At 71.2% G+C, this 22,115-nt stretch carries 20 protein-coding genes; 17 read left to right on the forward strand and 3 right to left on the reverse strand.

From position 1 onward, the window contains the following. Positions 1 to 136 precede the first annotated feature (136 nt). From ACWGJB_RS43950 to ACWGJB_RS43995, 10 genes are all read left to right on the forward strand, one after another. The gene (locus ACWGJB_RS43950) at positions 137 to 1,042 is read left to right on the forward strand and encodes a hypothetical protein (RefSeq protein WP_453385645.1); all 906 of its coding nucleotides are present in this window, start codon (positions 137 to 139) and stop codon (positions 1,040 to 1,042) included. Between the two features lie 200 nt (positions 1,043 to 1,242). Next, positions 1,243 to 2,211 carry an EamA family transporter gene (locus ACWGJB_RS43955; protein WP_453385646.1) on the forward strand — a complete coding sequence of 323 codons (969 nt, stop codon included), beginning with the start codon at positions 1,243 to 1,245 and terminating at the stop codon, positions 2,209 to 2,211. Between the two features lie 191 nt (positions 2,212 to 2,402). Continuing rightward, on the forward strand, positions 2,403 to 3,197 hold the full coding sequence (locus ACWGJB_RS43960; RefSeq protein ID WP_453385647.1) for a TIGR03084 family metal-binding protein: 795 nt from the start codon (positions 2,403 to 2,405) through the stop codon (positions 3,195 to 3,197). After that, positions 3,194 to 4,885, forward strand: coding sequence for an acyclic terpene utilization AtuA family protein (locus ACWGJB_RS43965; protein ID WP_453385648.1), 1,692 nt, complete (start codon positions 3,194 to 3,196; stop codon positions 4,883 to 4,885). The genes ACWGJB_RS43960 and ACWGJB_RS43965 overlap by 4 nt, the downstream gene beginning before the upstream one ends. Next, positions 4,882 to 6,480: an acyl-CoA carboxylase subunit beta gene (locus tag ACWGJB_RS43970; RefSeq protein WP_453385649.1), complete on the forward strand. Its 1,599-nt coding sequence runs from the start codon at positions 4,882 to 4,884 to the stop codon at positions 6,478 to 6,480. Before ACWGJB_RS43965 ends, ACWGJB_RS43970 begins: the two co-directional genes overlap by 4 nt. Positions 6,481 to 6,488: 8 nt before the next feature. Next, positions 6,489 to 8,333 (forward strand): ATP-binding protein, encoded by a 1,845-nt coding sequence (locus tag ACWGJB_RS43975; RefSeq protein ID WP_453385650.1) that lies wholly within the window; start codon positions 6,489 to 6,491, stop codon positions 8,331 to 8,333. 82 nt (positions 8,334 to 8,415) lie between these two features. Next, complete coding sequence (locus ACWGJB_RS43980) at positions 8,416 to 9,582, forward strand: acyl-CoA dehydrogenase family protein (protein ID WP_453385651.1); 1,167 nt, start codon at positions 8,416 to 8,418, stop codon at positions 9,580 to 9,582. A gap of 17 nt (positions 9,583 to 9,599) precedes the next feature. Further along, complete coding sequence (locus tag ACWGJB_RS43985) at positions 9,600 to 11,204, forward strand: 4-coumarate--CoA ligase family protein (protein WP_453385652.1); 1,605 nt, start codon at positions 9,600 to 9,602, stop codon at positions 11,202 to 11,204. Then, positions 11,201 to 11,935, forward strand: a complete 735-nt coding sequence (locus ACWGJB_RS43990) for an enoyl-CoA hydratase family protein (protein WP_453385653.1) — start codon at positions 11,201 to 11,203, stop codon at positions 11,933 to 11,935. Before ACWGJB_RS43985 ends, ACWGJB_RS43990 begins: the two co-directional genes overlap by 4 nt. Continuing rightward, complete coding sequence (locus tag ACWGJB_RS43995; RefSeq protein ID WP_453385654.1) at positions 11,923 to 12,564, forward strand: TetR/AcrR family transcriptional regulator; 642 nt, start codon at positions 11,923 to 11,925, stop codon at positions 12,562 to 12,564. The genes ACWGJB_RS43990 and ACWGJB_RS43995 overlap by 13 nt, the downstream gene beginning before the upstream one ends. Before the next feature lie 55 nt (positions 12,565 to 12,619). Here ACWGJB_RS43995 and ACWGJB_RS44000 read toward each other — a convergent pair whose 3' ends face one another. After that, entirely contained in the window at positions 12,620 to 13,258 is a 639-nt protein-coding gene (locus ACWGJB_RS44000; protein ID WP_453385655.1) for a TetR/AcrR family transcriptional regulator, read from the reverse strand. A 180-nt stretch (positions 13,259 to 13,438) separates the two neighbouring features. Between ACWGJB_RS44000 and ACWGJB_RS44005 the strand changes: the two genes are divergently transcribed. Beyond that, entirely contained in the window at positions 13,439 to 14,092 is a 654-nt protein-coding gene (locus tag ACWGJB_RS44005) for a nuclear transport factor 2 family protein (protein ID WP_453385656.1), read from the forward strand. Between the two features lie 130 nt (positions 14,093 to 14,222). Here the strand turns inward: ACWGJB_RS44005 and ACWGJB_RS44010 are convergent, their stop codons facing one another. Next, complete coding sequence (locus ACWGJB_RS44010; protein ID WP_453385657.1) at positions 14,223 to 15,323, reverse strand: citrate synthase 2; 1,101 nt, start codon at positions 15,321 to 15,323, stop codon at positions 14,223 to 14,225. A 124-nt stretch (positions 15,324 to 15,447) separates the two neighbouring features. Here ACWGJB_RS44010 and pdxH point away from each other — a divergent pair, with 124 nt between their 5' ends. From pdxH to ACWGJB_RS44030, 4 genes are all read left to right on the forward strand, one after another. Then, entirely contained in the window at positions 15,448 to 16,161 is a 714-nt protein-coding gene (gene pdxH, locus ACWGJB_RS44015) for a pyridoxamine 5'-phosphate oxidase (RefSeq protein ID WP_453385658.1), read from the forward strand. A gap of 353 nt (positions 16,162 to 16,514) precedes the next feature. Further along, a complete protein-coding gene (locus tag ACWGJB_RS44020; protein ID WP_360485550.1) occupies positions 16,515 to 16,919 on the forward strand; it encodes a RidA family protein in 405 nt (134 codons plus the stop codon). Then, positions 16,916 to 17,359, forward strand: a complete 444-nt coding sequence (locus tag ACWGJB_RS44025; RefSeq protein ID WP_453385659.1) for an N-acetyltransferase family protein — start codon at positions 16,916 to 16,918, stop codon at positions 17,357 to 17,359. Before ACWGJB_RS44020 ends, ACWGJB_RS44025 begins: the two co-directional genes overlap by 4 nt. A gap of 128 nt (positions 17,360 to 17,487) precedes the next feature. Beyond that, positions 17,488 to 18,909, forward strand: coding sequence for a PAS domain-containing protein (locus ACWGJB_RS44030; RefSeq protein WP_453385660.1), 1,422 nt, complete (start codon positions 17,488 to 17,490; stop codon positions 18,907 to 18,909). 20 nt (positions 18,910 to 18,929) lie between these two features. On the opposite strand, the gene ACWGJB_RS44035 is transcribed toward ACWGJB_RS44030, so the two are convergent. Next, entirely contained in the window at positions 18,930 to 19,685 is a 756-nt protein-coding gene (locus ACWGJB_RS44035; protein WP_453385661.1) for an SIS domain-containing protein, read from the reverse strand. A 255-nt stretch (positions 19,686 to 19,940) separates the two neighbouring features. Between ACWGJB_RS44035 and ACWGJB_RS44040 the strand changes: the two genes are divergently transcribed. Then, positions 19,941 to 20,633: a metal-dependent transcriptional regulator gene (locus ACWGJB_RS44040; RefSeq protein WP_351321325.1), complete on the forward strand. Its 693-nt coding sequence runs from the start codon at positions 19,941 to 19,943 to the stop codon at positions 20,631 to 20,633. Positions 20,634 to 21,139: 506 nt separating this feature from the next. Continuing rightward, positions 21,140 to 22,030, forward strand: coding sequence for an alpha/beta fold hydrolase (locus ACWGJB_RS44045; protein ID WP_453385662.1), 891 nt, complete (start codon positions 21,140 to 21,142; stop codon positions 22,028 to 22,030). The last annotated feature ends 85 nt before the right edge of the window (positions 22,031 to 22,115 follow it).

A 22,115-nucleotide genomic window follows, 5' to 3' on the forward strand; every position in this document is an offset into this window, starting at 1 on the left:
GTCAGTTCGATTCTGTTACACACCTATTGCACAGAGAATCTTCAAGGTTTCTCCACTTGATCCGTACGCTGCATACGCCAACGGGCCCGGCCGGGAGTCATCCCGGCGGGCCTCTCGCGATCCCAGGGGGATTCACATGCGTATACGCGTCGCGGCCACCGTCATCTCCGGCGCGGCCGTGCTGTCCGCGCTCGTCGTTCCGGTGGCCGCCCAGGCGGCCGAGGGTCCGGGTGCGCGGGCGCAGCTCAGCTCCTTCTCCGCGAACTCCGTGAGCGCCGCGAAGTCCGCCAAGTCCGCGAGCTCGGCGAGCACCGCGAAGACCGTCCGCCCGATGGATGCGCTGGGCGACATCACCTTCTCGAAGGGCGTCGTCAACGGCGGCAAGGACATCGTCCTCGGCACCACCACCCAGAAGTCCGTCACCGCCACCTACACCGCCACCGGTTCGAGCGGTGTCGCGCTCACGGAGGCCTTCCTCTGGCAGGGCACCGACCCCTCCAGCGTGGACACCATCACCGGCGCCCTGGGCACCGACGACGACCCCGTCTGCACCGAGTCGACCACCCAGACCGGCGTCTACAGCTGCAAGGCCGTCTTCAACATCCACGCGGCCACCGACATGAAGCACAACGGCGTCGCCGGCACCTGGAAGCTCGCCCTCGGCGGCTACGACCTCTCCGCGAACGCCAGCTTCGACGACAACGTCACCACTGCCAAGATCAAGAAGGCTTCCAAGCTGACCGTCAACGCCACGCCGGAGCCGGTGAAGAAGGGCAAGACCGTCACCGTCACCGGCAAGCTGACCCGCGCCAACTGGGACAACGGCACGTACGGCGGCTACGCGGGACAGAAGGTGGTGCTGCAGTTCCGCAAGAAGACCAGCAGCACCTACACCAACGTGAAGAGCATCACCGCCGGCACCGGCGGTGCGCTCAAGACCACGACCAAGGCCACGGTCGACGGGTACTACCGCTTCTCCTTCGCTACCAACGCCACCACCGGCGCCTCGACGGCGACCGGTGACTACGTCGACGTGAAGTAGCCCTCGGCAGCCTCCGGGGTCCGGCGGGAAAGGGGCCGGGCGGTCCGTCGCCGGACCTCGTGGGCCGTGACCTGCGGCAAGGCGGGGTGTGGGCGGTCGGTGTCCAGGACAGTTCCATAAGGGGTTCACGCGCCTGTTCAAGTCCATTACCCTGGACTGAGCAGTGCACCGCAATGAACAACGAGCTCCCTGGACCGCCCGTGACCACCCCCAGCACCTCACAGCCGACGCCCACGCCTGCCGCCGTGTCCGAGCCCGCCGCCGCAGGCGCCACCCACCGGCTCGGCTCGCTCGGCCCCGTCGGCCTGGTGCTGGCCGGCGGGATCTCCGTGCAGTTCGGCGGCGCCCTCGCGGTCACCCTGATGCCCAGGGCCGGTGCGCTCGGCGTGGTGACGCTGCGGCTCCTCGCGGCCGCCATCGTCCTGCTCGTGGTCTGCCGGCCCCGGCTGCGCGGCCACTCCCGCACCGACTGGGGCACGGTGATCGTCTTCGGCATCGCCATGGGTGCGATGAACGGTCTCTTCTACGAGGCCGTCGACCGCATCCCCCTGGGTCCCGCCGTCACCCTCGAAGTGCTGGGCCCGCTCGCCCTGTCGGTACTGGCCTCCCGGCGTGCCGTCAACGCGGTGTGGGCCGGCCTCGCCCTGGCCGGTGTCTTCCTCCTCGGTGGCGGAGGCTTCGGCGATCTCGACCCCACAGGTATCGCCTTCGCCCTGGGGGCCGGCGCCATGTGGGCCGCCTACATAGTCTTCAGTGCCCGTACCGGTCGCCGTTTCCCGCAGGCGGACGGCCTCGCCCTGGCCATGGCGGTCGCCGCGCTGCTCTTCCTGCCGCTGGGCATCGCCGAGGCCGGCAGCAGACTTCTCGACCCGACCACCATCGCCCTCGGCTCGTCGGTCGCGGTGCTCTCCTCCGTCCTGCCCTACACCCTCGAACTGCTCGCCCTGCGCCGGCTTCCCGCGCACACCTTCGCCGTCCTCATGAGCCTGGAACCGGCCATCGCCGCCACCGCCGGCTTCCTCATCCTCGACCAGGCGCTGACCGCCACCCAGGCGGCCGCCATCGCCCTCGTCATCGCGGCCAGCATCGGCGCGGTCCGCACCCAGGTGGGACGCGGCCGGCGACCGGTGGGCGGCGCTCAGCCGGAGGGGAACGGCAGCCCGTCCTGACAGCCGTCGGACGGCCGCCGGATCTTCTTCAGGCCTGGGCGTCCACCGCGACCGGCGCGGCTTCGTGCCCGGCTCTCCGCCGGGATGCCGGTTCCCGGTGACCGGCGCCCAGGTGTTGGCGGGCCGGACGCCGCCGCAATTTCATGCAAGCGTGCTTGATTGTTTCTTGGGTCGCTGCCATGCTCCTCCCCATGTCCGAGCCGACGTCCGTCATCGACGACCTGCGTGAGGAGAGCACGGAACTCGACCGGCTGGTAGCCGAGTTGGGAACCGAGCGGTGGACTCTCGCCACCCCCGCGCCCCGCTGGACCATCGCCCACCAGATCGCCCATCTGCACTGGACCGACCGCGCGGCGCTGCTCGCCGTGACGGACGAGGACGGTTTCCGCGCGGAGGCCGAGAAGGCGCTCGGCGCACCCGACACCTTCGTCGACGAGGGTGCCGAGGACGGCGCCCGACTCCCGCCCGCCGAACTGCTGTCCCGCTGGCGCGAGGGCCGGACCGCGCTGGACCGGGCCCTGCGGGAGGCCGCGCCCGGCACCCGCTTCCCCTGGTTCGGTCCGCCCATGTCCGCCGCCTCCATGGCCACCGGCCGGCTCATGGAGACCTGGGCCCACGGCCAGGACATCGCCGATGCCCTGGGTGTGGTCCGCACCCCCACCGCCCGGCTCGGACATGTGGTCCGCATCGGGGTACGGGCAAGGAACTTCGCGCACCTGGTACACGGCCTCACCCCGCCCGCCGAGGAGTTCCGGGTGGAGATCACCGCCCCGGACGGCCAGCTGTGGGCCTACGGCCCCGAGGACGCCCCGCAACGGGTCACCGGCCCCGCACTCGACTTCTGCCTCCTGGTCACCCAGCGCGCCCACCGGACCGACCTCGCCGTGACCGCCGTCGGCGCCGACGCCGACCGCTGGCTCGACATCGCCCAGGCCTTCGCGGGCCCGCCCGGCACCGGCCGCACCCCGAAGGGCGGCACCGAGTGACCCTGCGCATAGGCAACGCCTCCGGCTTCTACGGCGACCGCTTCGACGCCCTGCGCGAGATGCTCGGCGGCGGCGAGCTCGACGTCCTCACCGGCGACTACCTCGCCGAGCTGACCATGCTCATCCTGGGCCGCGACCGGCTGAAGGACCCCGGCGCCGGATACGCCCGCACCTTCCTCCGCCAGCTGGAGGACTGCCTGGGCCTCGCCCACGAACGCGGCGTACGGATCGTCACCAACGCCGGCGGCCTCAACCCGGCCGGACTCGCCGAGGCGGTACGGCAATTGGCGGATCGTCTCGGCATCCCTGTGCGCGTCGCACATGTGGAGGGCGACGACCTCACCGCGGCCCACCCCGGCAGCCTCGCCGCCCACGCCTACCTCGGCGGCTTCGGGATCACCGAGTGCCTGCGGGCCGGCGCCGACATCGTGGTCACCGGCCGGGTCACCGACGCCGCCCTGGTCACCGGACCCGCCGCCGCCCACTTCGGCTGGGGACCGGGGGAGTACGACCGGCTCGCGGGCGCCGTCGTCGCCGGACACGTCCTGGAGTGCGGAACCCAGGCCACCGGCGGCAACTACGCCTTCTTCGCCGAAGCCGCAGCGGGGGTCGGCCGGGACATGCGGCGGCCCGGCTTCCCGGTCGCCGAACTCCACGCGGACGGCAGCTGCGTCATCACCAAGCACCCGGGCACCGGCGGCTTCGTCGACGTCGGCACGGTGACCGCCCAGCTCCTGTACGAGACCGGCGGCGCCCGGTACGCGGGCCCCGACGTCACCGCCCGCCTCGACACCGTACGGCTGAGCCAGGACGGCCCGGACCGGGTACGGATCGAGGGCGTCCGGGGCGAGGCACCGCCCCCGACCCTCAAGGTCGGCCGCAACCGGCTGGGCGGCTTCCGCAACGAGGTCGTCTTCGTTCTCACCGGCCTCGACATCGAGGCCAAGGCGGCTCTGGTGCGGGAGCAGATGGCCGACGCCCTCGCCAAGTCGCCGCCGCAGGAGGTGCGGTGGGAGCTGGTGCGCACCGACCGGGCCGACGCGGACACCGAGGAGACCGCCAGCGCGCTGCTGCGGCTCGTCGTACGGGACCGGGACCAGGAGGCCGTCGGGCGGGCGCTGAGCGGAGCCGCCGTGGAACTGGCGCTCGCCAGCTACCCCGGCTTCCATGTGCTCGCGCCACCCGGGAAAGGCGCGCCCTATGGGGTCTTCGAGGATGTGTACGTCCCCCAGGGCGAGGTGCCCCATATGGCCGTCCTCCACGACGAGCGACGGATCCCTGTGCCGCCGGCCCAGGACACCCTCGTACTCCAGGATCCGCCCGAACCGTCGCTGCCCGAGCCGCTTGCGGCCGGACCCACCCGGCGGGCGCCCCTCGGGCTGGTGGCCGGGGCCCGCAGCGGCGACAAGGGCGGGAACGCCAACGTCGGCGTCTGGGTGCGCTCGGACGAGGCCTGGCGCTGGCTCGCGCACACGCTGACCGTCGACGCCTTCCGGCACCTCGTACCCGAGAGCCGCGCGTTGACCGTGACCCGGCACCTCCTGCCCAACCTCCGCGCCGTCAACTTCACCGTCGAAGGCATCCTCGGCCGGGGTGTGGCCGCCCAACACCGTTTCGACCCCCAGGCCAAGGCCCTCGGCGAATGGCTTCGCTCCCGCCACCTGGACATCCCGGAGGCCCTGTTGTGACGGTCATCGAGACCACACTCGACACCCGCGACCCCGACTACCGGGCGAACCGCGACACCATGCTCGCCAAGCTCACCGACCTGGAGGCCGAGCACGCCAAGGCCCTCGCGGGCGGCGGCGAGAAGTACGTCGCGCGGCACCGCAAGCGCGGCAAACTCCTCGCCCGCGAGCGCATCGAACTCCTCCTGGACCCCGACACCCCCTTCCTGGAGCTGTCGCCGCTGGCCGCCTGGGGCAGCGACTACGCCGTCGGCGCCTCGCTCGTCACCGGGATCGGCGTCGTCGAAGGCGTGGAGTGCCTGATCACCGCCAACGACCCGACCGTGCGCGGCGGCGCCAGCAACCCCTGGTCGCTGAAGAAGGCCCTGCGCGCCAACGACATCGCCCTCGCCAACCGGCTGCCCTGCATCAGCCTGGTCGAGTCGGGAGGTGCCGATCTGCCGTCCCAGAAGGAGATCTTCATCCCCGGAGGCGCCATCTTCCGGGACCTCACCCGGCTCTCGGCCGCCGGCATCCCCACCATCGCGGTCGTCTTCGGCAACTCCACGGCCGGCGGCGCCTACATCCCTGGCATGTCCGACCACGTGATCATGGTCAAGGAACGCGCCAAGGTCTTCCTCGGCGGACCGCCGCTGGTGAAGATGGCCACCGGCGAGGAGAGCGACGACGAGTCGCTCGGCGGCGCGGAGATGCACGCGCGCGTGTCGGGTCTCGCCGACTACTTCGCCGTCGACGAACCGGACGCGCTGCGGCAGGCACGCCGGGTGGTCGCCCGCCTCAACCACCGCAAGGCGCACCAGGATCCGGGCCCGGCGGAGCCCCCCAAGTACTCCGCCGACGAACTCCTGGGCATCGTCCCCGGCGACCTCAGGATCCCCTTCGACCCGCGCGAGGTGATCGCCCGGCTCGTCGACGCCTCCGACTTCGACGAGTTCAAGCCGCTGTACGGCACCAGTCTCACGACGGGCTGGGCCACCCTGCACGGCTATCCCGTGGGGGTGCTCGCGAACGCCCAGGGCGTCCTGTTCTCCGCGGAGTCGCAGAAGGCCGCCCAGTTCATCCAGCTCGCCAACCAGCGCGACATCCCGCTCCTGTTCCTGCACAACACCACCGGCTACATGGTCGGCAAGGAGTACGAGCAGGGCGGCATCATCAAGCACGGCGCGATGATGATCAACGCGGTCAGCAACAGCCGCGTCCCGCACCTCTCCGTCCTCATGGGCGCCTCCTACGGCGCCGGCCACTACGGCATGTGCGGCCGCGCCTACGACCCCCGTTTCCTGTTCGCCTGGCCCAGCGCCAAGTCGGCCGTCATGGGCCCGCAGCAGCTCTCCGGCGTGCTCTCGATCGTCGCCCGCCAGTCGGCCGCCGCGAAGGGACAGCCGTACGACGAGGACGGCGACGCGGCCCTGCGCGCCATGGTCGAGCAGCAGATCGAGTCCGAGTCGCTGCCCATGTTCCTGTCCGGGCGGCTGTACGACGACGGCGTCATCGACCCGCGCGACACCCGCACCGTCCTCGGCCTGTGCCTGTCCGCCATCCACACCGCCCCCTACGAGGGCGCGCGGGGCGGCTTCGGCGTCTTCCGGATGTGAGGGATCACATGATTTCGACCCTGCTGGTCGCCAACCGCGGCGAGATCGCCTGCCGGATCTTCCGCACCTGCGCCGAACTCGGCATCAGGACCGTCGCCGTGCACTCGGACGCCGACGAGAACGCGCTCCACGCGCGCGTGGCCGACACCGCGGTACGACTGCCGGGCGCCACGCCCGCGGACACCTACCTGCGCGGCGACCTGGTGGTGAAGGCCGCCGTGAGCGCCGGCGCGGACGCCGTGCACCCCGGGTACGGCTTCCTCTCCGAGAACGCCGACTTCGCCCGCGCCGTCCTCGACGCCGGCCTGGTCTGGATCGGGCCGCCCCCGGAGGCGATCGAGGCGATGGCGTCCAAGACGCGCGCCAAGGAGCTGATGGGGATCGCGCCGCTCGGCGAGGTCACCGAGTCCGACCTGCCGGTGCTGGTGAAGGCGGCCGCGGGCGGCGGCGGGCGCGGGATGCGTATCGTGCGCCGCCTCGAGGAGCTGGGCGACGCGCTGGAGGGCGCACGCGCCGAGGCCGCGAGCGCCTTCGGTGACGGCGAGGTCTTCGTCGAGCCCTACATCGAGCGCGGCCGCCATGTGGAGGTGCAGATCCTCGGCGACGCGCACGGCACGGTGTGGCCGCTGGGCACCCGCGACTGCTCACTCCAGCGCAGACACCAGAAGGTGATCGAGGAGGCGCCGGCGCCCGGGCTCCCCGAAGGGCTCACGAAGGAGCTGTACGCGCTGGCCGTGCGCGCCGCGCGCGCCGTCTCCTACATCGGCGCGGGCACCGTCGAGTTCCTCGTCGCCGACGGCAAGGCCCACTTCCTGGAGATGAACACCCGCCTCCAGGTGGAACACCCCGTCACCGAGGCCGTCTTCGGCCTCGACCTGGTCGCCGAACAGATCCGCGTCGCCGAGGGCCACGCCCTCCCGCTCGAAGCCCCACAGGCGCACGGCCACGCGATCGAGGCCCGCCTCTACGCCGAGGACCCCGCCCGCGACTGGGCCCCGCAGACCGGCACCCTGCACCGTCTCGCCGTTCCCGGCAGCGTCCGCCTGGACACCGGCTACACCGACGGCGACGAGATCGGCGTGCACTACGACGCGATGCTCGCCAAAGCGGTCGCGCACGCCCCCACGCGCGCGGAAGCGCTGCGCAAGCTGGCGCACGCGCTCGACAACACCACCCTGCACGGCCCCACCACCAACCGCGACCTCCTCGTCCGCTCCCTGCGCCACGAGGAGTTCACCGCGGCCCGCATGGACACCGGCTTCTACGACCGCCACCTCACCACCCTCACAGCGCCCGCCGCCGACCGGCACGCCCCCCTCGCGGCCGCCCTGGCCGACGCCCACGGCCGCTCCCGCTTCGGCGGCTGGCGCAACGTCTCCTCCCAGCCGCAGACCAAGCGCTACCTGATGGCGGGCGAGGAGCACGAGGTCCACTACCGGCACACGCGCGAGGGCCTCACGGCAGCGGACGTACGGGTCGTGCACGCGGGCGCGCACCTGGTCGTACTCGACATCGACGGCATACGCCGACGGTTCGAGGTGTCGACGTACGGCGACCAGGTCCACGTCAACAACACGAGGCTCACCGCGTTGTCCCGCTTCCCCGACCCGAAGGCCCAGCTGGCGCCCGGTTCGCTTGTGGCGCCGATGCCGGGGACGGTCGTCCGGATCGCCGAGGGGCTGGCAGAGGGAGCCCAGGTGGCGGCCGGACAGCCACTGATGTGGCTCGAAGCCATGAAGATGCAGCACCAGATCACCGCCCCGGTCACCGGCACGCTGAGCGAACTGCGGGTGGTGGTCGGCCAGCAGGTCGAGCCCGGCTCGCTACTGGCGGTAGTGCAAGCTCCCCTCTAGGGGCGCGGGGCTGCATTCGATATGCGGCTACCGCCGCGTGAGCGCGAGCAACCACAGACAACCCGCACGCGAAGGAGCCACGTTGACCCCTCAAATCGAAACAGACGAGCACAAGGCACTCCGCGAAGCGGTGGCCACCCTCGGCAAGAAGTACGGCCGCGCCTACATCACCCGAACCATCGCAGAGGGCCGCGCCCCCACCGAACTCTGGCAAGAGGCCGGAAAACTCGGCTACCTCGGCGTCAACCTCCCGGAGGAGTACGGCGGCGGAGGCGGCGGCATCGCCGAACTCTCCATCGTCCTGGAGGAACTGGGCGCCGCGGGCTCCCCACTCCTCATGCTGGTGGTCTCACCGGCGATCTGCGGCACGGTGATCGCCCGCTTCGGCACCGAGGAACAGAAGCGGGCCTGGCTGCCCGCACTCTCCGACGGCTCACGCCTGATGGCCTTCGGTATCACCGAACCCGACGCCGGCTCCAACTCCCACCGCATCACCACCACTGCCCGCCGCGACCCCGACACCGGCGACTGGCTGCTCACCGGCCGCAAGGTCTTCATCTCCGGCGTCGACATGGCCGACGCCGTCCTGATCGTCGGCCGCACCGAGGACGCCCGCACCGGACGCCTCAAGCCCTGCCTGTTCATCGTCCCGACCGACGCCGAGGGCTTCCACAAGCACCCCATCGACATGGAACTCAACGCCGCCGAGAAACAGTTCGAGCTGGTCCTCGACGACGTGCGGCTGCCGGCCGACGCACTCGTCGGCGACGAGGACGCCGGCCTCCTGCAGCTCTTCGCCGGACTCAACCCCGAGCGGATCATGACGGCCGCCTTCGCGATCGGCATGGGGCGCTACGCACTGTCCAAGGCGATCGAGTACGCGCGCGACCGCACCGTCTGGAAAACCCCCATCGGCGCCCACCAGGCCATCGCACACCCCCTCGCCCAGGCGCACATCGACCTCGAACTCGCCCGCCTGATGATGCAGAAAGCGGCACACCTCTACGACGCCGGGGACGACATCGGCGCAGGCGAGGCGGCCAACATGGCCAAGTACGCGGCGGGCGAGGCGTGCGTGCGCGCCGTCGACCAGGCCGTGCACACCCTCGGCGGCAACGGACTCACCCGCGAATTCGGGCTCGCTTCGTTGATAACAGCGGCGCGCGTGGCTCGTATTGCTCCGGTGAGCAGGGAGATGATTCTCAACTACGTCTCCCACCAGACCCTGGGCCTGCCCAAGTCGTACTAGGCCGCCTTGGAGGAACCGTGTTCCGCAGCGAGTACGCAGACGTCCCGCCCGTAGAACTCCCCATCCACGAGGCGGTGCTGGGCCGGGCCGCCGCGTTCGGCGACGCGCCCGCCCTGATCGACGGCACCGACGGCACCACCCTCACCTACGAACAGCTGGACCGGTTCCACCGCAGGATCGCCGCCGCACTCGCCGACGCCGGCGTCCGCAAAGGCGATGTGCTCGCCCTGCACAGCCCGAACACGGTCGCCTTCCCGACGGCGTTCTACGCGGCCACGCGCGCGGGTGCCTCCGTCACCACCGTGCACCCCCTCGCCACCCCCGAGGAGTTCGCCAAACAGCTCAGGGACTCCGCGGCCCGCTGGATCATCACCGTCTCACCCCTGCTGGAGGCCGCCCGCCGGGCCGCCGAACTCGCCGGCGGCGTAGCGGAGATATTCGTCTGCGACAGCGCGCCCGGGCACCGCTCGCTGATCGACATGCTCGCCGGCGACGCCCCCGAACCCCACGTCGACATCGACCCCGCCGAGGACGTCGCCGCGCTGCCGTACTCCTCCGGCACCACCGGCATCCCCAAGGGCGTGATGCTCACCCACCGGCAGATCGCCACCAACCTCGCCCAACTGGAACCCGCCGTCCCCACCGGCCCCGGCGACCGCATCCTCGCCGTACTCCCCCTCTTCCACATCTACGGCCTCACCGCGCTCATGAACGCGCCCCTGCGGATGGGCGCCACCGTCGTCGTACTGCCCCGCTTCGACCTGGAGACCTTCCTCGCGGCCATCCAGAACCACCGCATCACCGGCCTGTACGTCGCCCCGCCGATCGTCCTCGCTCTCGCCAAGCACCCGCTGGTCGAGCAGTACGACCTGTCCTCCCTGAAGTACGTCATGAGTGCCGCCGCACCCCTGGACGCCCGCCTCGCCGCCGCCTGCTCCGAGCGCCTCGGCCTGCCGCCCCTCGCACAGGCCTACGGCATGACGGAACTCTCGCCCGGCACTCACGTCGTCCCGCTCGACGCCATGCACCACGCACCGCCCGGCACCGTCGGCAAACTCATCGCCGGCACCCAGATGCGGATCGTCTCCCTCGACGACCCGCACAAGGACCTCGACACCGACGAACCCGGCGAGATCCTCATCCGCGGCCCGCAGGTCATGAAGGGCTACCTCGGCCAACCCGACGCCACCGCCGAGATGATCGACACCGATGGCTGGCTGCACACCGGGGACGTCGGCCACGCCGACGCCGACGGCTGGCTGTTCGTCGTCGACCGGGTCAAGGAACTCATCAAGTACAAGGGCTTCCAGGTGGCCCCCGCCGAACTGGAGGCATTCCTGCTCACCCACCCCGGCATCGCCGACGCCGCCGTCGTCGGCGCCTACAACGAGGACGGCAACGAGATCCCGCACGCCTTCGTCGTCCGCCAGCCCACCGCCGCCGACCTCACCGAGAACGAGACCATGCTCTACGTCGCCGAACGCGTCGCACCCTACAAACGCGTCCGCAAGGTCACCTTCATCGCCGGCGTGCCCCGCGCGGCCTCCGGGAAAATACTCCGCCGCGAACTGCGCGCGCTCGGGCGGACCGCAGCACACGGGGAACCAGGGGAGCGGCCATGACGTTGATCGGACAGACACGCGCGCGTGCCGTCGCCACCCTCAGCCTCGACTCCGCCCCCACCCGCAACGCCCTGTCCGCCGCCCTCATCGCCGAACTCGTCGAGGCCCTCACCGACTGCGCCAAGGACCCCGACATCCGCGCGGTCGTCCTCACCCACACCGGTACGACCTTCTGCGCCGGCGCCGACCTGCGCGACCCGCCCCACCCCGACGCCCTCGTCGGCCTCCTGCGCCAGATCGTCGAACTGCCCAAACCGGTCGTCGCCCGCATCACCGGCCACGTCCGCGCCGGCGGCCTCGGCCTCCTCGCCGCCTGCGACATCGCCGCCGCCGGCCCCGACGCCACCTTCGCCTTCACCGAGGTACGCATCGGCGTCGCCCCCGCCGTCATCTCCCTGACCCTGCTCCCGCGCACCGACCCCCGCGCCCTGGCCCGCTACTACCTCACCGGCGAACGTTTCGACGCTCCCGAAGCCGTACGCCTCGGCCTCCTCACCACCACCGCCGACGACGTCGACACCGCCCTCGAACCCATCCTCGACGGCCTCCGCCGCTCCGCCCCCCAGGCCCTGACCGAGACGAAACAGCTGCTCACAGCTAGGGTGCTGGAAACATTCGACCGAGACGCGGCCGACCTGACCGCGCTCTCGGCCCGGCTGTTCTCCTCCGACCAGGCCCGCGAGGGGATGACGGCCTTCCTCGAACGACGGGATGCGGCGTGGGTGGTGTGAGTACGGCCGGCGCGAACACGGCGGAACACGCGCGCGGACCTCAACAGGACCGCGCCCCCAAACAGGACCGCAGCCGGGCCACTCGGCAACGGCTCCTGGAAGCCGCCGTGGCCTGCCTCGCCGAACACGGCTGGGCAGGCTCCACCGTCGCCGTCGTCGCCGAACGCGCCGGCGTCTCCCGCGGCGCCGCCCAGCACCACTTCCCCACCCGCGAGGACCTCTTCACCGCCGCCGTCGAATACGTCGCCGAAGAACGCTCCACAGCCCTGCGCGACCTGTTCCCGCAGGGCAACGCCGACGACCGCCGGGCCGTGGTCCGCGCCCTCGTCGACCTCTACACCGGCCCCCTCTTCCGCGCCGCCCTCCACCTCTGGGTCGCCGCGTCCAACGAGGACCAGCTCCGTCTCCGCGTCACCGAACTCGAAGCCCGAGTGGGCCGCGAGACCCACCGCATCGCCGTGGACCTCCTGTCCGCCGACGAATCCCGCCCCGGCACCCGGGAAACCGTCCAGGGCCTCCTCGACATGGCCAGGGGCCTGGGTCTGGCCAACCTCCTGACGGACGACGCGGCGAGGAGGGAGCGGGTGGTGGCGCAATGGGCGGCACTGCTGGACGAGACCCTGGGCTGAGCGCCCCTCTGAGCGCCCCTCCGGGCGGCGGCGACTCCACCGGCCTGTGGACTGGTCAGCTGTCGACGGCGTCGTCCCCGCGGAACGCCCCGGTCACCACGGGGACCAGCTGCCCTTCGATCTGCTCGGCGGACATGGCGGCCAGCTCGGTGCCGATGGGTGCCAGCGCGAGCCAGTTCAACAGGCCGGCCGCGCAGCGCGTGCGGAAGACCAGCTCCTGCTCGTCCACTCCGTGAAGGTTCGGTGCCAGCACCCGAACGGCCCCCCGGCGGCTCCGGTCGAACTTGCCGTTCAGCCGCTCCCACCCCTGGGGCGGATCGATGCCGACCCGCGCCACGGTCCGCATCACGGCCAGGTCCTGTCCACCGGCCGCCAGCGCGCGCACCATCGGCCGGGTGAACGCTGTCGCCACCTCATGGAGCGTCGCAGTGGAGGCGAGGGAGTCCAGTTCCAGGATCTTTTCGTCCAGATACCGTTCCAGCGCGTGCTCTATCGCTGAGTCGCACAGCGCCTTCAGCGACCCGTAGTGGTAACTCACCGCGGCGACGTTGGCTCCGGCGCGATCGGTGATCTCGCGGAGTGTCACGCCCTCCTGGCCTCGTTGTGAGAGCAACTCCAGGGCGGCCGTCTGCAGGCCGTCCCGCGTGCGCTGCCCGGCCTCCCGGCGCAGGTCCGTCTTCGCCACCTGTGTCATGCAATGTAATCAATCATACGTTTGAGTACACGTCAACAGCGTGACCACGGAATTCAAGCAACAGCTTGACAGCCTGCACTGCCCTTCATAAGGTCAAGCGAGCGTTTGAATTACTAAGGACGCGGCAGACACCGTTGCGACGGATCTCGAATCCTGCGTACCAATCTGGAGGAACACGACATGAAGCTGCTCAGCCGGAAGTCGATCACCGCCGCGACCGCGGTAGCTGTCCTGGGTGGTCTTTCCATCGCGGCCGTGCCGTCACAGGCCGCAAGCCCCGCCCACAACGGAGCAGCGGTCCACAGCGGCACGGCCGCCCCGACCCTCACCGCGCGCCAGCTGGCGAAGCTGCCGCTCACCGACCGCCACCTGACCAAGCACGAGAAGGCCAACCTCGCGGTCGTCCTGCGCGACTACTACGTGGCGGAAGGCAGCCACATCGACGTCCCGACGTTCGTCAACAGCTTCACCAAGGACGGCGTCTTCAACGACATGGTCGCCGGCCAGGCCTACCGGGGGGACGCGCTCGGCAACGTGCTGCCCTACATGAAGGGCCTCTTCTCCAACGTTCACCGTGACCTCAAGCGCATCACCGTGAACGGCGACGTGATCAGCATCGAGCTGTCGATCCAGGGCACGTTCGACGGACAGCTCCAGGCTCCGACGGGCGGCGTCGTCAAGGGCAACGGCCACCAGGTCGACGCGCCGACCGCCGACTTCTGGTACCTGAAGAACGGCAAGGTCACGGCGTTCAACTGCTTCGTCGGATACTCGAAGATGTACCACGACATGGGCGTGGACTTCGACTGGGCCTCGGCCGTCAACAAGCACTGACCGCTCACCCGGCGGGTGATGCCCGGCGCCACCGGCCGCGCATCACCCGCCGAGCCCGACCACCGGCCCGCCGGCGCGAACCGGGCCATGCCGCTCCTGGGGGCCGACGACGCCAGGCCGACGCCCCGGACTAGTGGGCGATGTCCCCGTACCCCTCGATGTCCTGAGGCTTCCGCACCCCCGGCCCCACATACTCCGCCGACGGCCGCACCAACCGCCCCGTCCGCTTCTGCTCAAGAATGTGCGCCGACCACCCAGCGGTGCGCGCACACGTGAACATCGACGTGAACATGTGGGCCGGCACCTCCGCGAAGTCCAGCATGATCGCCGCCCAGAACTCCACATTGGTGGCGAGCACACGATCCGGCCGACGGTTGTGGAGCTCCTCCAGCGCCGCCTTCTCCAACGCCTCCGCGATCTCGAACCGCGGCGCCCCCAGCTCCCGAGCCGTCCGCCGCAGCACCCGCGCCCGCGGATCCTCCGCCCGGTACACCCGGTGCCCGAACCCCATCAGCCGCTCACCCCGGTCCAGCGCACCCTTGACGTAGGCCTCGGCGTCCCCGGTCCGCTCGATCTCCTCGATCATCCCCAGCACCCGGGACGGCGCACCCCCGTGCAACGGCCCCGACATCGCGCCCACCGCACCCGACAGTGCGGCGGCGACATCCGCACCCGTGGACGCGATGACCCGCGCGGTGAAGGTCGACGCGTTCATCCCGTGCTCGGCGGCCGACGTCCAGTACGCGTCCACCGCCGCCACATGCTTGGGATCCGGCTCCCCGCGCCACCGGATCATGAACCGCTCCACGACCGAGTTCGCCTTGTCGATCTCCCGCTGCGGCACCATGGCCAGCCCCTGCCCGCGCGCGGACTGGGCGACGTACGACAGCGCCATGACCGCGGCCCGCGCCAGGTCGTCCCTAGCCTGCTCCGCGTCGATGTCGAGGAGCGGCTTCAGCCCCCACACCGGGGCGAGCATGGCGAGCGCGGACTGGACGTCCACCCGGATGTCACCCGAATGGACCGGGATCGGGAACGGCTCGGCGGGCGGCAGACCGGGATTGAAGGCACCGTCGACCAGCAGCCCCCAGACGTTCCCGAACGAGACGTGCCCGACCAGATCCTCGATGTCGACGCCCCGGTACCGCAGGGCGCCCCCCTCCTTGTCCGGTTCGGCGATCTCCGTCTCGAACGCGACGACTCCTTCGAGCCCAGGTACGAAGTCGGACATGGGGCGGCTCCTCGGTGAGGTGTACGGCGGAGGCATCTGCACCATAACCCCGAGTGCCAGCATTGGGGAGTCCAGCGGCACTCAGTGCCAGGTTGGCTCTGCGTCACATGTGGCCCCCACCCATATGTGCATACGGCAGGATGACCGCGTGACCGACCCCGACGCCGCCGCCGCCGACCCCATCCTCAACCCCGCGCTGATGCGCAAGCACTACCAGGCCGAGGGCCTCGACGAGCACGACCTCGTCGCACACCCCATGGACCAGTTCACCCGTTGGTTCGAACAAGCCGCGCGGGCGGCCGCCGACGGCATGATCTACGAACCCAACGCGATGATCGTCTCCACCGCCGACGCCGAGGGCCGCCCCAGCTCACGCACGGTCCTGATGAAGCAGTACGACACCCAGGGCTTCGTCTTCTACACCAACTACGACTCCCGCAAAGCCCAGGACCTCGCCGCGAACCCCCACATCTCGTTGCTCTTCCCCTGGCACGCGATCGCCCGTCAGGTCATCGTCACCGGCACCGCCCGCCGCACCGGCCGCGACGAGACCGCCGCCTACTTCCGCACCCGCCCGCACGGCTCCCAGCTCGGAGCCTGGGCCAGCGCCCAGTCCTCGGTCATTCACTCCCGCACCGAACTCGACACCGCCTACGCCGACCTGAGCGCCCGCTACCCCGAGGGCGAACAGGTCCCGGTCCCCCCGCACTGGGGCGGCTTCCGCATCGAACCCCGTGCGGTCGAGTTCTGGCAGGGCCGCCACAACCGCCTCCACGACCGCCTCTGCTACGTCATCGCCCCCGACGGCACCTGGCACGTGGAGCGCCTCAGCCCCTGAGTCTCCTCTGAGCCCCGCGAAATCCCACGCGGACGCAGACGACCCGCGAACTCGAGGTCCCTCCGTCTGACGACGGAGAAGCCGGCCGGACGTACCGGCGAGTTCGCGGGTCGGGTGACTGCCTGGGATTGGGCCGGCTGCACGCGTCTGTCACGTGCCGGTCCGGCACCGCACTCGGTGTGGTGACGGGCGCTAGCCCGCAGTCACCTCACGCGTCCGGTTGTCATACATCTGCCGAACCACCTCCCTTCTCGTGTACCCCACACATTAAGAAGCCCCGGGGGCCGGTTCAACTGCTTTTTCGGGATGTTTGCGGCCGCGGTTTCCAGCGGCGGTCGTCTAGCGTTTCGTACATGACAAAGCGGCAGGTGATTCTCGGTGGGTCTGTGTTCGAGGAGCAGATCGGGTATGCGCGGGCCGTGGTGGACGGGGACTGGGTGCATGTGTCCGGGACCACGGGGTTCGACTATGCGGAGATGACCATCTCCGAGGACGTGGTGGAGCAGGCCGAGCAGTGCCTGCGGAACATCGGGGCGGCGCTGGCCGAGGCCCGCTGCGGGTTCAAGGACGTGGTGCGGGTGCGGTACCTGCTGCCCGTGCGGGAGGACTTCGAGCCGTGCTGGCCGGCGTTGCGGCGGGTGTTCGGGGATGTGCGGCCGGCCGCGACGATGATGGTGTGCGGGCTGGCGGATCCGCGGATGAAGATCGAGATCGAGGTGTACGCCCGGCGGGCTGCAGGAGAGGCGGGGGACGCGTGAGCGGTGTGCTGAGGGTCGTGGGCGTGGGCGGGGACGAGGCGCTGGAGGAGTGGCGGTACGTGCACAACGTCGTCGTACCGCCGGCCGCGATGTCGGCTGCCGAGGCGCGGGAGCGGCTGGCGCGGGGATATCGGCTGGAGAACGCGTATCTCGGGGACGTTCTCGTGGGGTGTTCGACCGTGCGGCCCGCGGTCGACGGGGCGGTGACCGTGATCGCGCGGGTGCTGCCGGGGTTTCGGCGGCGGGGGTTCGGCAAGGCGTTGTACGAGCGTGGGCTCGCGCACGCGCGCGTGCAGGGTGCAGAGGCCGTCGAGACGTGTGTGCTGGCGGTCAACGAGGACGGGCTGCGGTTCGCCGGGCGGTGCGGGTTCGTCGAGGTGGAGCGGTATGTGCTCGACGGAGGGGACGATGAGTGGGTGGATCTTCGGCTCGGGTTGTGAGCGTCGGCTTGCAACGATTCCTTCAATCTTGCGGGAACACAGTGTGGGCTGCGTCACGTTCGAGTTGAATGAAGGGCAGCGAGGAACCGGCGCGCCGTGCGTGCGGACGCAGCCTGATGGGGGTCCAGGTGAGTGCTTCCCGGCGTAGTGGGACCACCGACGAGCTGGGGCCCGACGAGCCCGAGCCGGAACCGGAGCGGGACGGTCCGGAGGACTCGGGCGGCTCGGACCTGCTCGCCGCGCTCCTTGACGGCATGGACGCGGCCCTGTGCGCGTTCGACGCGGACGGCTTCGTCACGCACTGGAACCGTGAGGCCGAGCGGATCCTGGGGTGGACGGCGGCCGAGGCGGTGGGCCGGCACGGGTTCGCCGGGTGGGCGGTGCGTGCGGCGGACGCCGACGAGGTCGAGGGGCGGCTGCTGTCGGCCATGCACGCCACGGGGCGCCAGGTGCACGAGTTCGCGCTGCTCACCAAGGACGGCGGGCGGGTGCTGGTGCGGACGCAGTCGGCGGCCGTGCGCGGGCCGGACGGGAAGCCGGCGGGTGTGTACTGCGCGTTCAGCGAGGTGCATACGCAGATCGACCTGGAGCGGTCGATCGCGCTGAGCGAGGCGCTGTTCGAGGACGCGGCCTGGGGTGTCGTCCTCGTGGACGCGGATCTGCGGCCCGCCGTCGTCAACGCGCATGCCGCGCGGGCGCTCGGGACGGGGCGCACGTCGGCGCTGGGGCGCCCGCTCGGGGAGCTGCTGGCGCAGGGCGTGGAGGATCTGGAGGGCGCGCTCACGCATGTGCTGGCCGAGGGTGCGCCGCCCGCGCCGGCCGAGATGTGGGTGAGCGTGCGGACGGCGGAGGGCGAGGAGCGTCGCTGCTGGCGGTCCGGGTTCGTGCGGCTGGCGTCGCCGCTCGCGGAGGAGCCGGTGCCGCTCGGGGTCGGCTGGCTGTTCCAGGACGTCACGGAGGCCAAGCAGGCCGAGCAGGAGGCGGCCATGCTGCGCTTCCGTGCGAACCAGCTGCATCGTGCGGGCCGCGCGGCCTCCGAGTGCGAGGACCCGGTGGAGGCGGCCACCGTCCATCTGGACTTCGCGCTGGCGGGTTTCGCCGATCACGCGGTGGTCGACCGGGTGGTGGGCGGTGCCCGGGCGGACGGGGACGTGGGTCCGGTACGGCTGGTGCGGATCGCGGCCACGCCGTCCGGGTCGCCGGGGCCGAGCCTGCTGACGGGCGCGGCGGGGCTGCCGGTGCGCTACGAGGAGGGGCATCCGGCGTTGCAGTGCGTGGCGCGCGCCGGGAGTGTGCGGGCGGACGCCGGGAGTGTGCCGGCGGATCGTGCGCGGGCGTGGGCGCTGGAGCGGCAGTGGCCGGGGGACGCGGTGCACGCGTTGTGCGCGGTGCTGCGCAGCCGGGGGCGGACGCTGGGCGTGCTGACGTTCCTGCGCGGGTCGGGGCGCAGCCGCTTCGAGCGCGTGGACGCGACGTACGCGGAGGACGTGGCGGTGCGGATCGCCACGGCGCTGGATCTGGCCCAGCTGGCGAAGGAACGGCAGCAGTAGCGGCCGCTCGGCGCCGGGCCTCAGTGCTGGTAGAAGATCCGGTCGCGGTACTCCTCGAACACGCGGGCGTTCCATTCGTGGCCGCCGTCGACGTTGCCGGAGCGCAGCAGCGGGGGCTCGATGCCGCGGTCGGCGAGGGTGGCCGCGGTGGTGGCGAGGACCGCTTGGAGCAGGGCGCTGGTGACGACCGTGGAGGCGGGGGCGAAGGGGGCCGGGATGGTGTCGAGGGTGAGTTCGGCGTCGCCGATGGCGATCTTCGAGTCGAGTACGACGTCGCAGTGGTCCTTGAGGTACGTGCCGGAGGAGTGCCGGGAGGCGGTCTCGGCGGCGTAGGCCACGGAGGTCACGCCGATGACCTTGGCGCCGCGGGTGCGGGCGGTGACGGCCATCTCGACGGGCAGGGCGTTGCGGCCGGACAGAGAGATGATCACGAGGGTGTCGCCGGCGCGTAGGGGCGAGGTGTCCAGGACGGCGGTGGCGAGTCCGTCGACGCGTTCCAGGCGGGAGCCGAGGGTCGCGGGCATCACGTCGACGCCGACGAGGCCGGGGGCGGCCAGGAGGTTCATGAGGGCGAGGCCGCCCGCGCGGTAGACGACGTCCTGGGCGGCGAGGGAGGAGTGCCCGGCGCCGAAGGCGAACAGTCGGCCGCCGGCGGCGACGGTGTCGGCGAGGAGGGTGCCGGCGGCGGTGATGGCCTCGGCCTCCTCGTCGCGGACGCGTTGCAGGAGCCCGATCGCGGCGTCGAAGAACAGGTCGGCGGGTGTGCCGTCGCTCATGCGGTGCCCCTTTGCGCGGTCGACGCCGTGGTCCGTGGCGCGGAGGTCCGTGGCACGGAAGTCTGTGTCGCGGATCACCCTCCGGTCTGGACCATCTCGGTGTCAATACGGCCGGGGGTGGCAGCGGCGGGCCCGAGCCGCCGGGCTCCTGTTTTCCCCGCGTCCCCCGCTTGTCAGTGGGATCCGGCAGAATTGGTGACAGGGCCAGCGCACGCACGCGGCCGGGCTTCCGGCAGAGGTAATCGAGGGGCACGTATGTCCGGACTGATCGACACCACGGAGATGTATCTCCGCACCATCCTCGAGCTTGAAGAGGAAGGCGTGGTCCCCATGCGCGCCCGCATCGCGGAGCGGCTCGACCAGAGCGGGCCGACGGTGAGCCAGACGGTGGCGCGGATGGAGCGGGACGGCCTGGTGTCCGTCGCCAGCGACCGCCATCTGGAGCTGACCGACGAGGGCCGCCGGCTGGCGACGCGCGTGATGCGCAAGCACCGGCTCGCCGAGTGCCTGCTGGTCGACGTGATCGGCCTGGAGTGGGAGCAGGTGCACGCCGAGGCGTGTCGCTGGGAGCACGTGATGAGCGAGGCGGTGGAGCGGCGGGTGCTGGAGCTGCTGCGCCACCCGACCGAGTCGCCGTACGGCAACCCGATCCCGGGCCTGGAGGAGCTGGGCGAGAAGGACGGCGCGGACCCGTTCCTCGACGAGGGCATGGTCTCGCTGGCCGACCTGGATCCGGGTGCGGACGGCAAGACCGTGGTCGTACGCCGGATCGGTGAGCCCATCCAGACCGACGCGCAGCTGATGTACACGCTGCGGCGGGCGGGTGTGCAGCCCGGTTCGGTGGTGAGCGTGACGGAGGCGGCCGGCGGGGTGCTGGTGGGCAGCGGCGGCGAGGCGGCCGAGCTGGAGGCGGACGTCGCCTCCCATGTGTTCGTCGCCAAGCGCTGAGCGCCGGTAGACCGGAGCGTCTCTCAACTTCCGCTGTTCGTGGGGTAGTTGACGCCCTCTCTCGGCGTCGCCGCGGGGTCTGTCGAACGCGTCGAATCCGAGATTCAGTGCTCCGAATCGCAGCGCTCGAACGTTTCGCGTGCGAGGCTGTCGCGAGAGGCATATGACCTGAGGGGGCGGGGAGGATGTGCCGAAGGCGTGAAGACGGACCGGGGGTTGGCCCCGGCACCCTTCGGTGCCGGGGCCTGTCCTCCCCAGTGCTGACCCGGAGCCCCGAGCTCTCAGGGTCATCCCCTCGGACCGTCTTCCCCGAGCGGTCCGCCCCCCGCAGAAGGAATCCCCCTGGTGGCGCCGATCATGCCTGGGGAGGGGTCACTCGAACGAGGGGTGTTGCCCGCAGGACCCCGATTTTCGAATAGATATTCGATAGTCTGCAGCGGTACCGAAGCAGCACGAAGCGATACGAGGCGACACTAGGCACGCGGAGCAAGGGGGGTGCCAGGCTCATGGCACGACGCATCGACGTGACAGGAGCCGGCGGCGTACACCTCGCCGCCTGGGAGTTCGCGGACCCGCCCAAGGCGGAGGATCCGGCGCGGCCGCACGCTGACCGTCCCGACCCGGACCGTTCGTTCCCCGGCGTGCTGTTACTGCACGGCCTGATGGGCCGCGCCTCGCACTGGGCCTCCACCGCCCGCTGGCTCTCCGACCGGCACCGCGCCGTCGCCCTCGACCAGCGCGGCCACGGCCAGAGCGACAAGCCCCCGCAGGCCGCGTACACGCGTGAGGCGTACGTCGAGGACGCCGCGGCCGCCATCGAGCAGCTGGACCTCGGCCCGGCCGTGCTCATCGGCCACGCCATGGGCGCGCTGACCGCCTGGCAGCTCGCCGCGAAGCGCCCCGAACTGGTCCGGGGCCTGATCATCTGCGATATGCGGGCCTCCGCGCTGGGCGCGGCCTCGCAGCGCGAGTGGGCCGACTGGTTCAAGTCCTGGCCCGTCCCCTTCGCCACGCTCGCCGACGTACGCAAGTGGTTCGGCGAGGACGATCCCTGGGTGGAGCGGCCGAACCCGGCGCGCGGGGAGTTCTACGCCGAGGTGATGCACGAGGGCACCGACGGGTGGCGGCCCGTCTTCGACCCCGACCAGATGCTGAAGTCCCGGGAGACCTGGGTGTACGACGCGCACTGGGAGGAACTGGCCCAGGTGCCGTGTCCCGCGCTGGTGGTGCGCGGGGTGGACGGGGAGCTGGGGCGGGCGGAGGCGCAGGAGATGGTGCGGGTCCTCTCCAAGGGGGAGTACGCCGAGGTGGCCGAGGCGGGGCATCTGCTGCCGTATGACCGGCCGGAGGCCTGGCGGGCGGCTGTGGAGCCGTTTCTTGATCGAGTGGGGGAGTGAGGGGCGCGGACCGGAGGGGCGGCGATGTTGTCTCGCGGCTGCGGGTACATCGTGGTTGCTCCGCGCGGCGGTAGCCGCACATCGA

It is taken from the genome of Streptomyces sp. NPDC054813 (assembly GCF_053611365.1).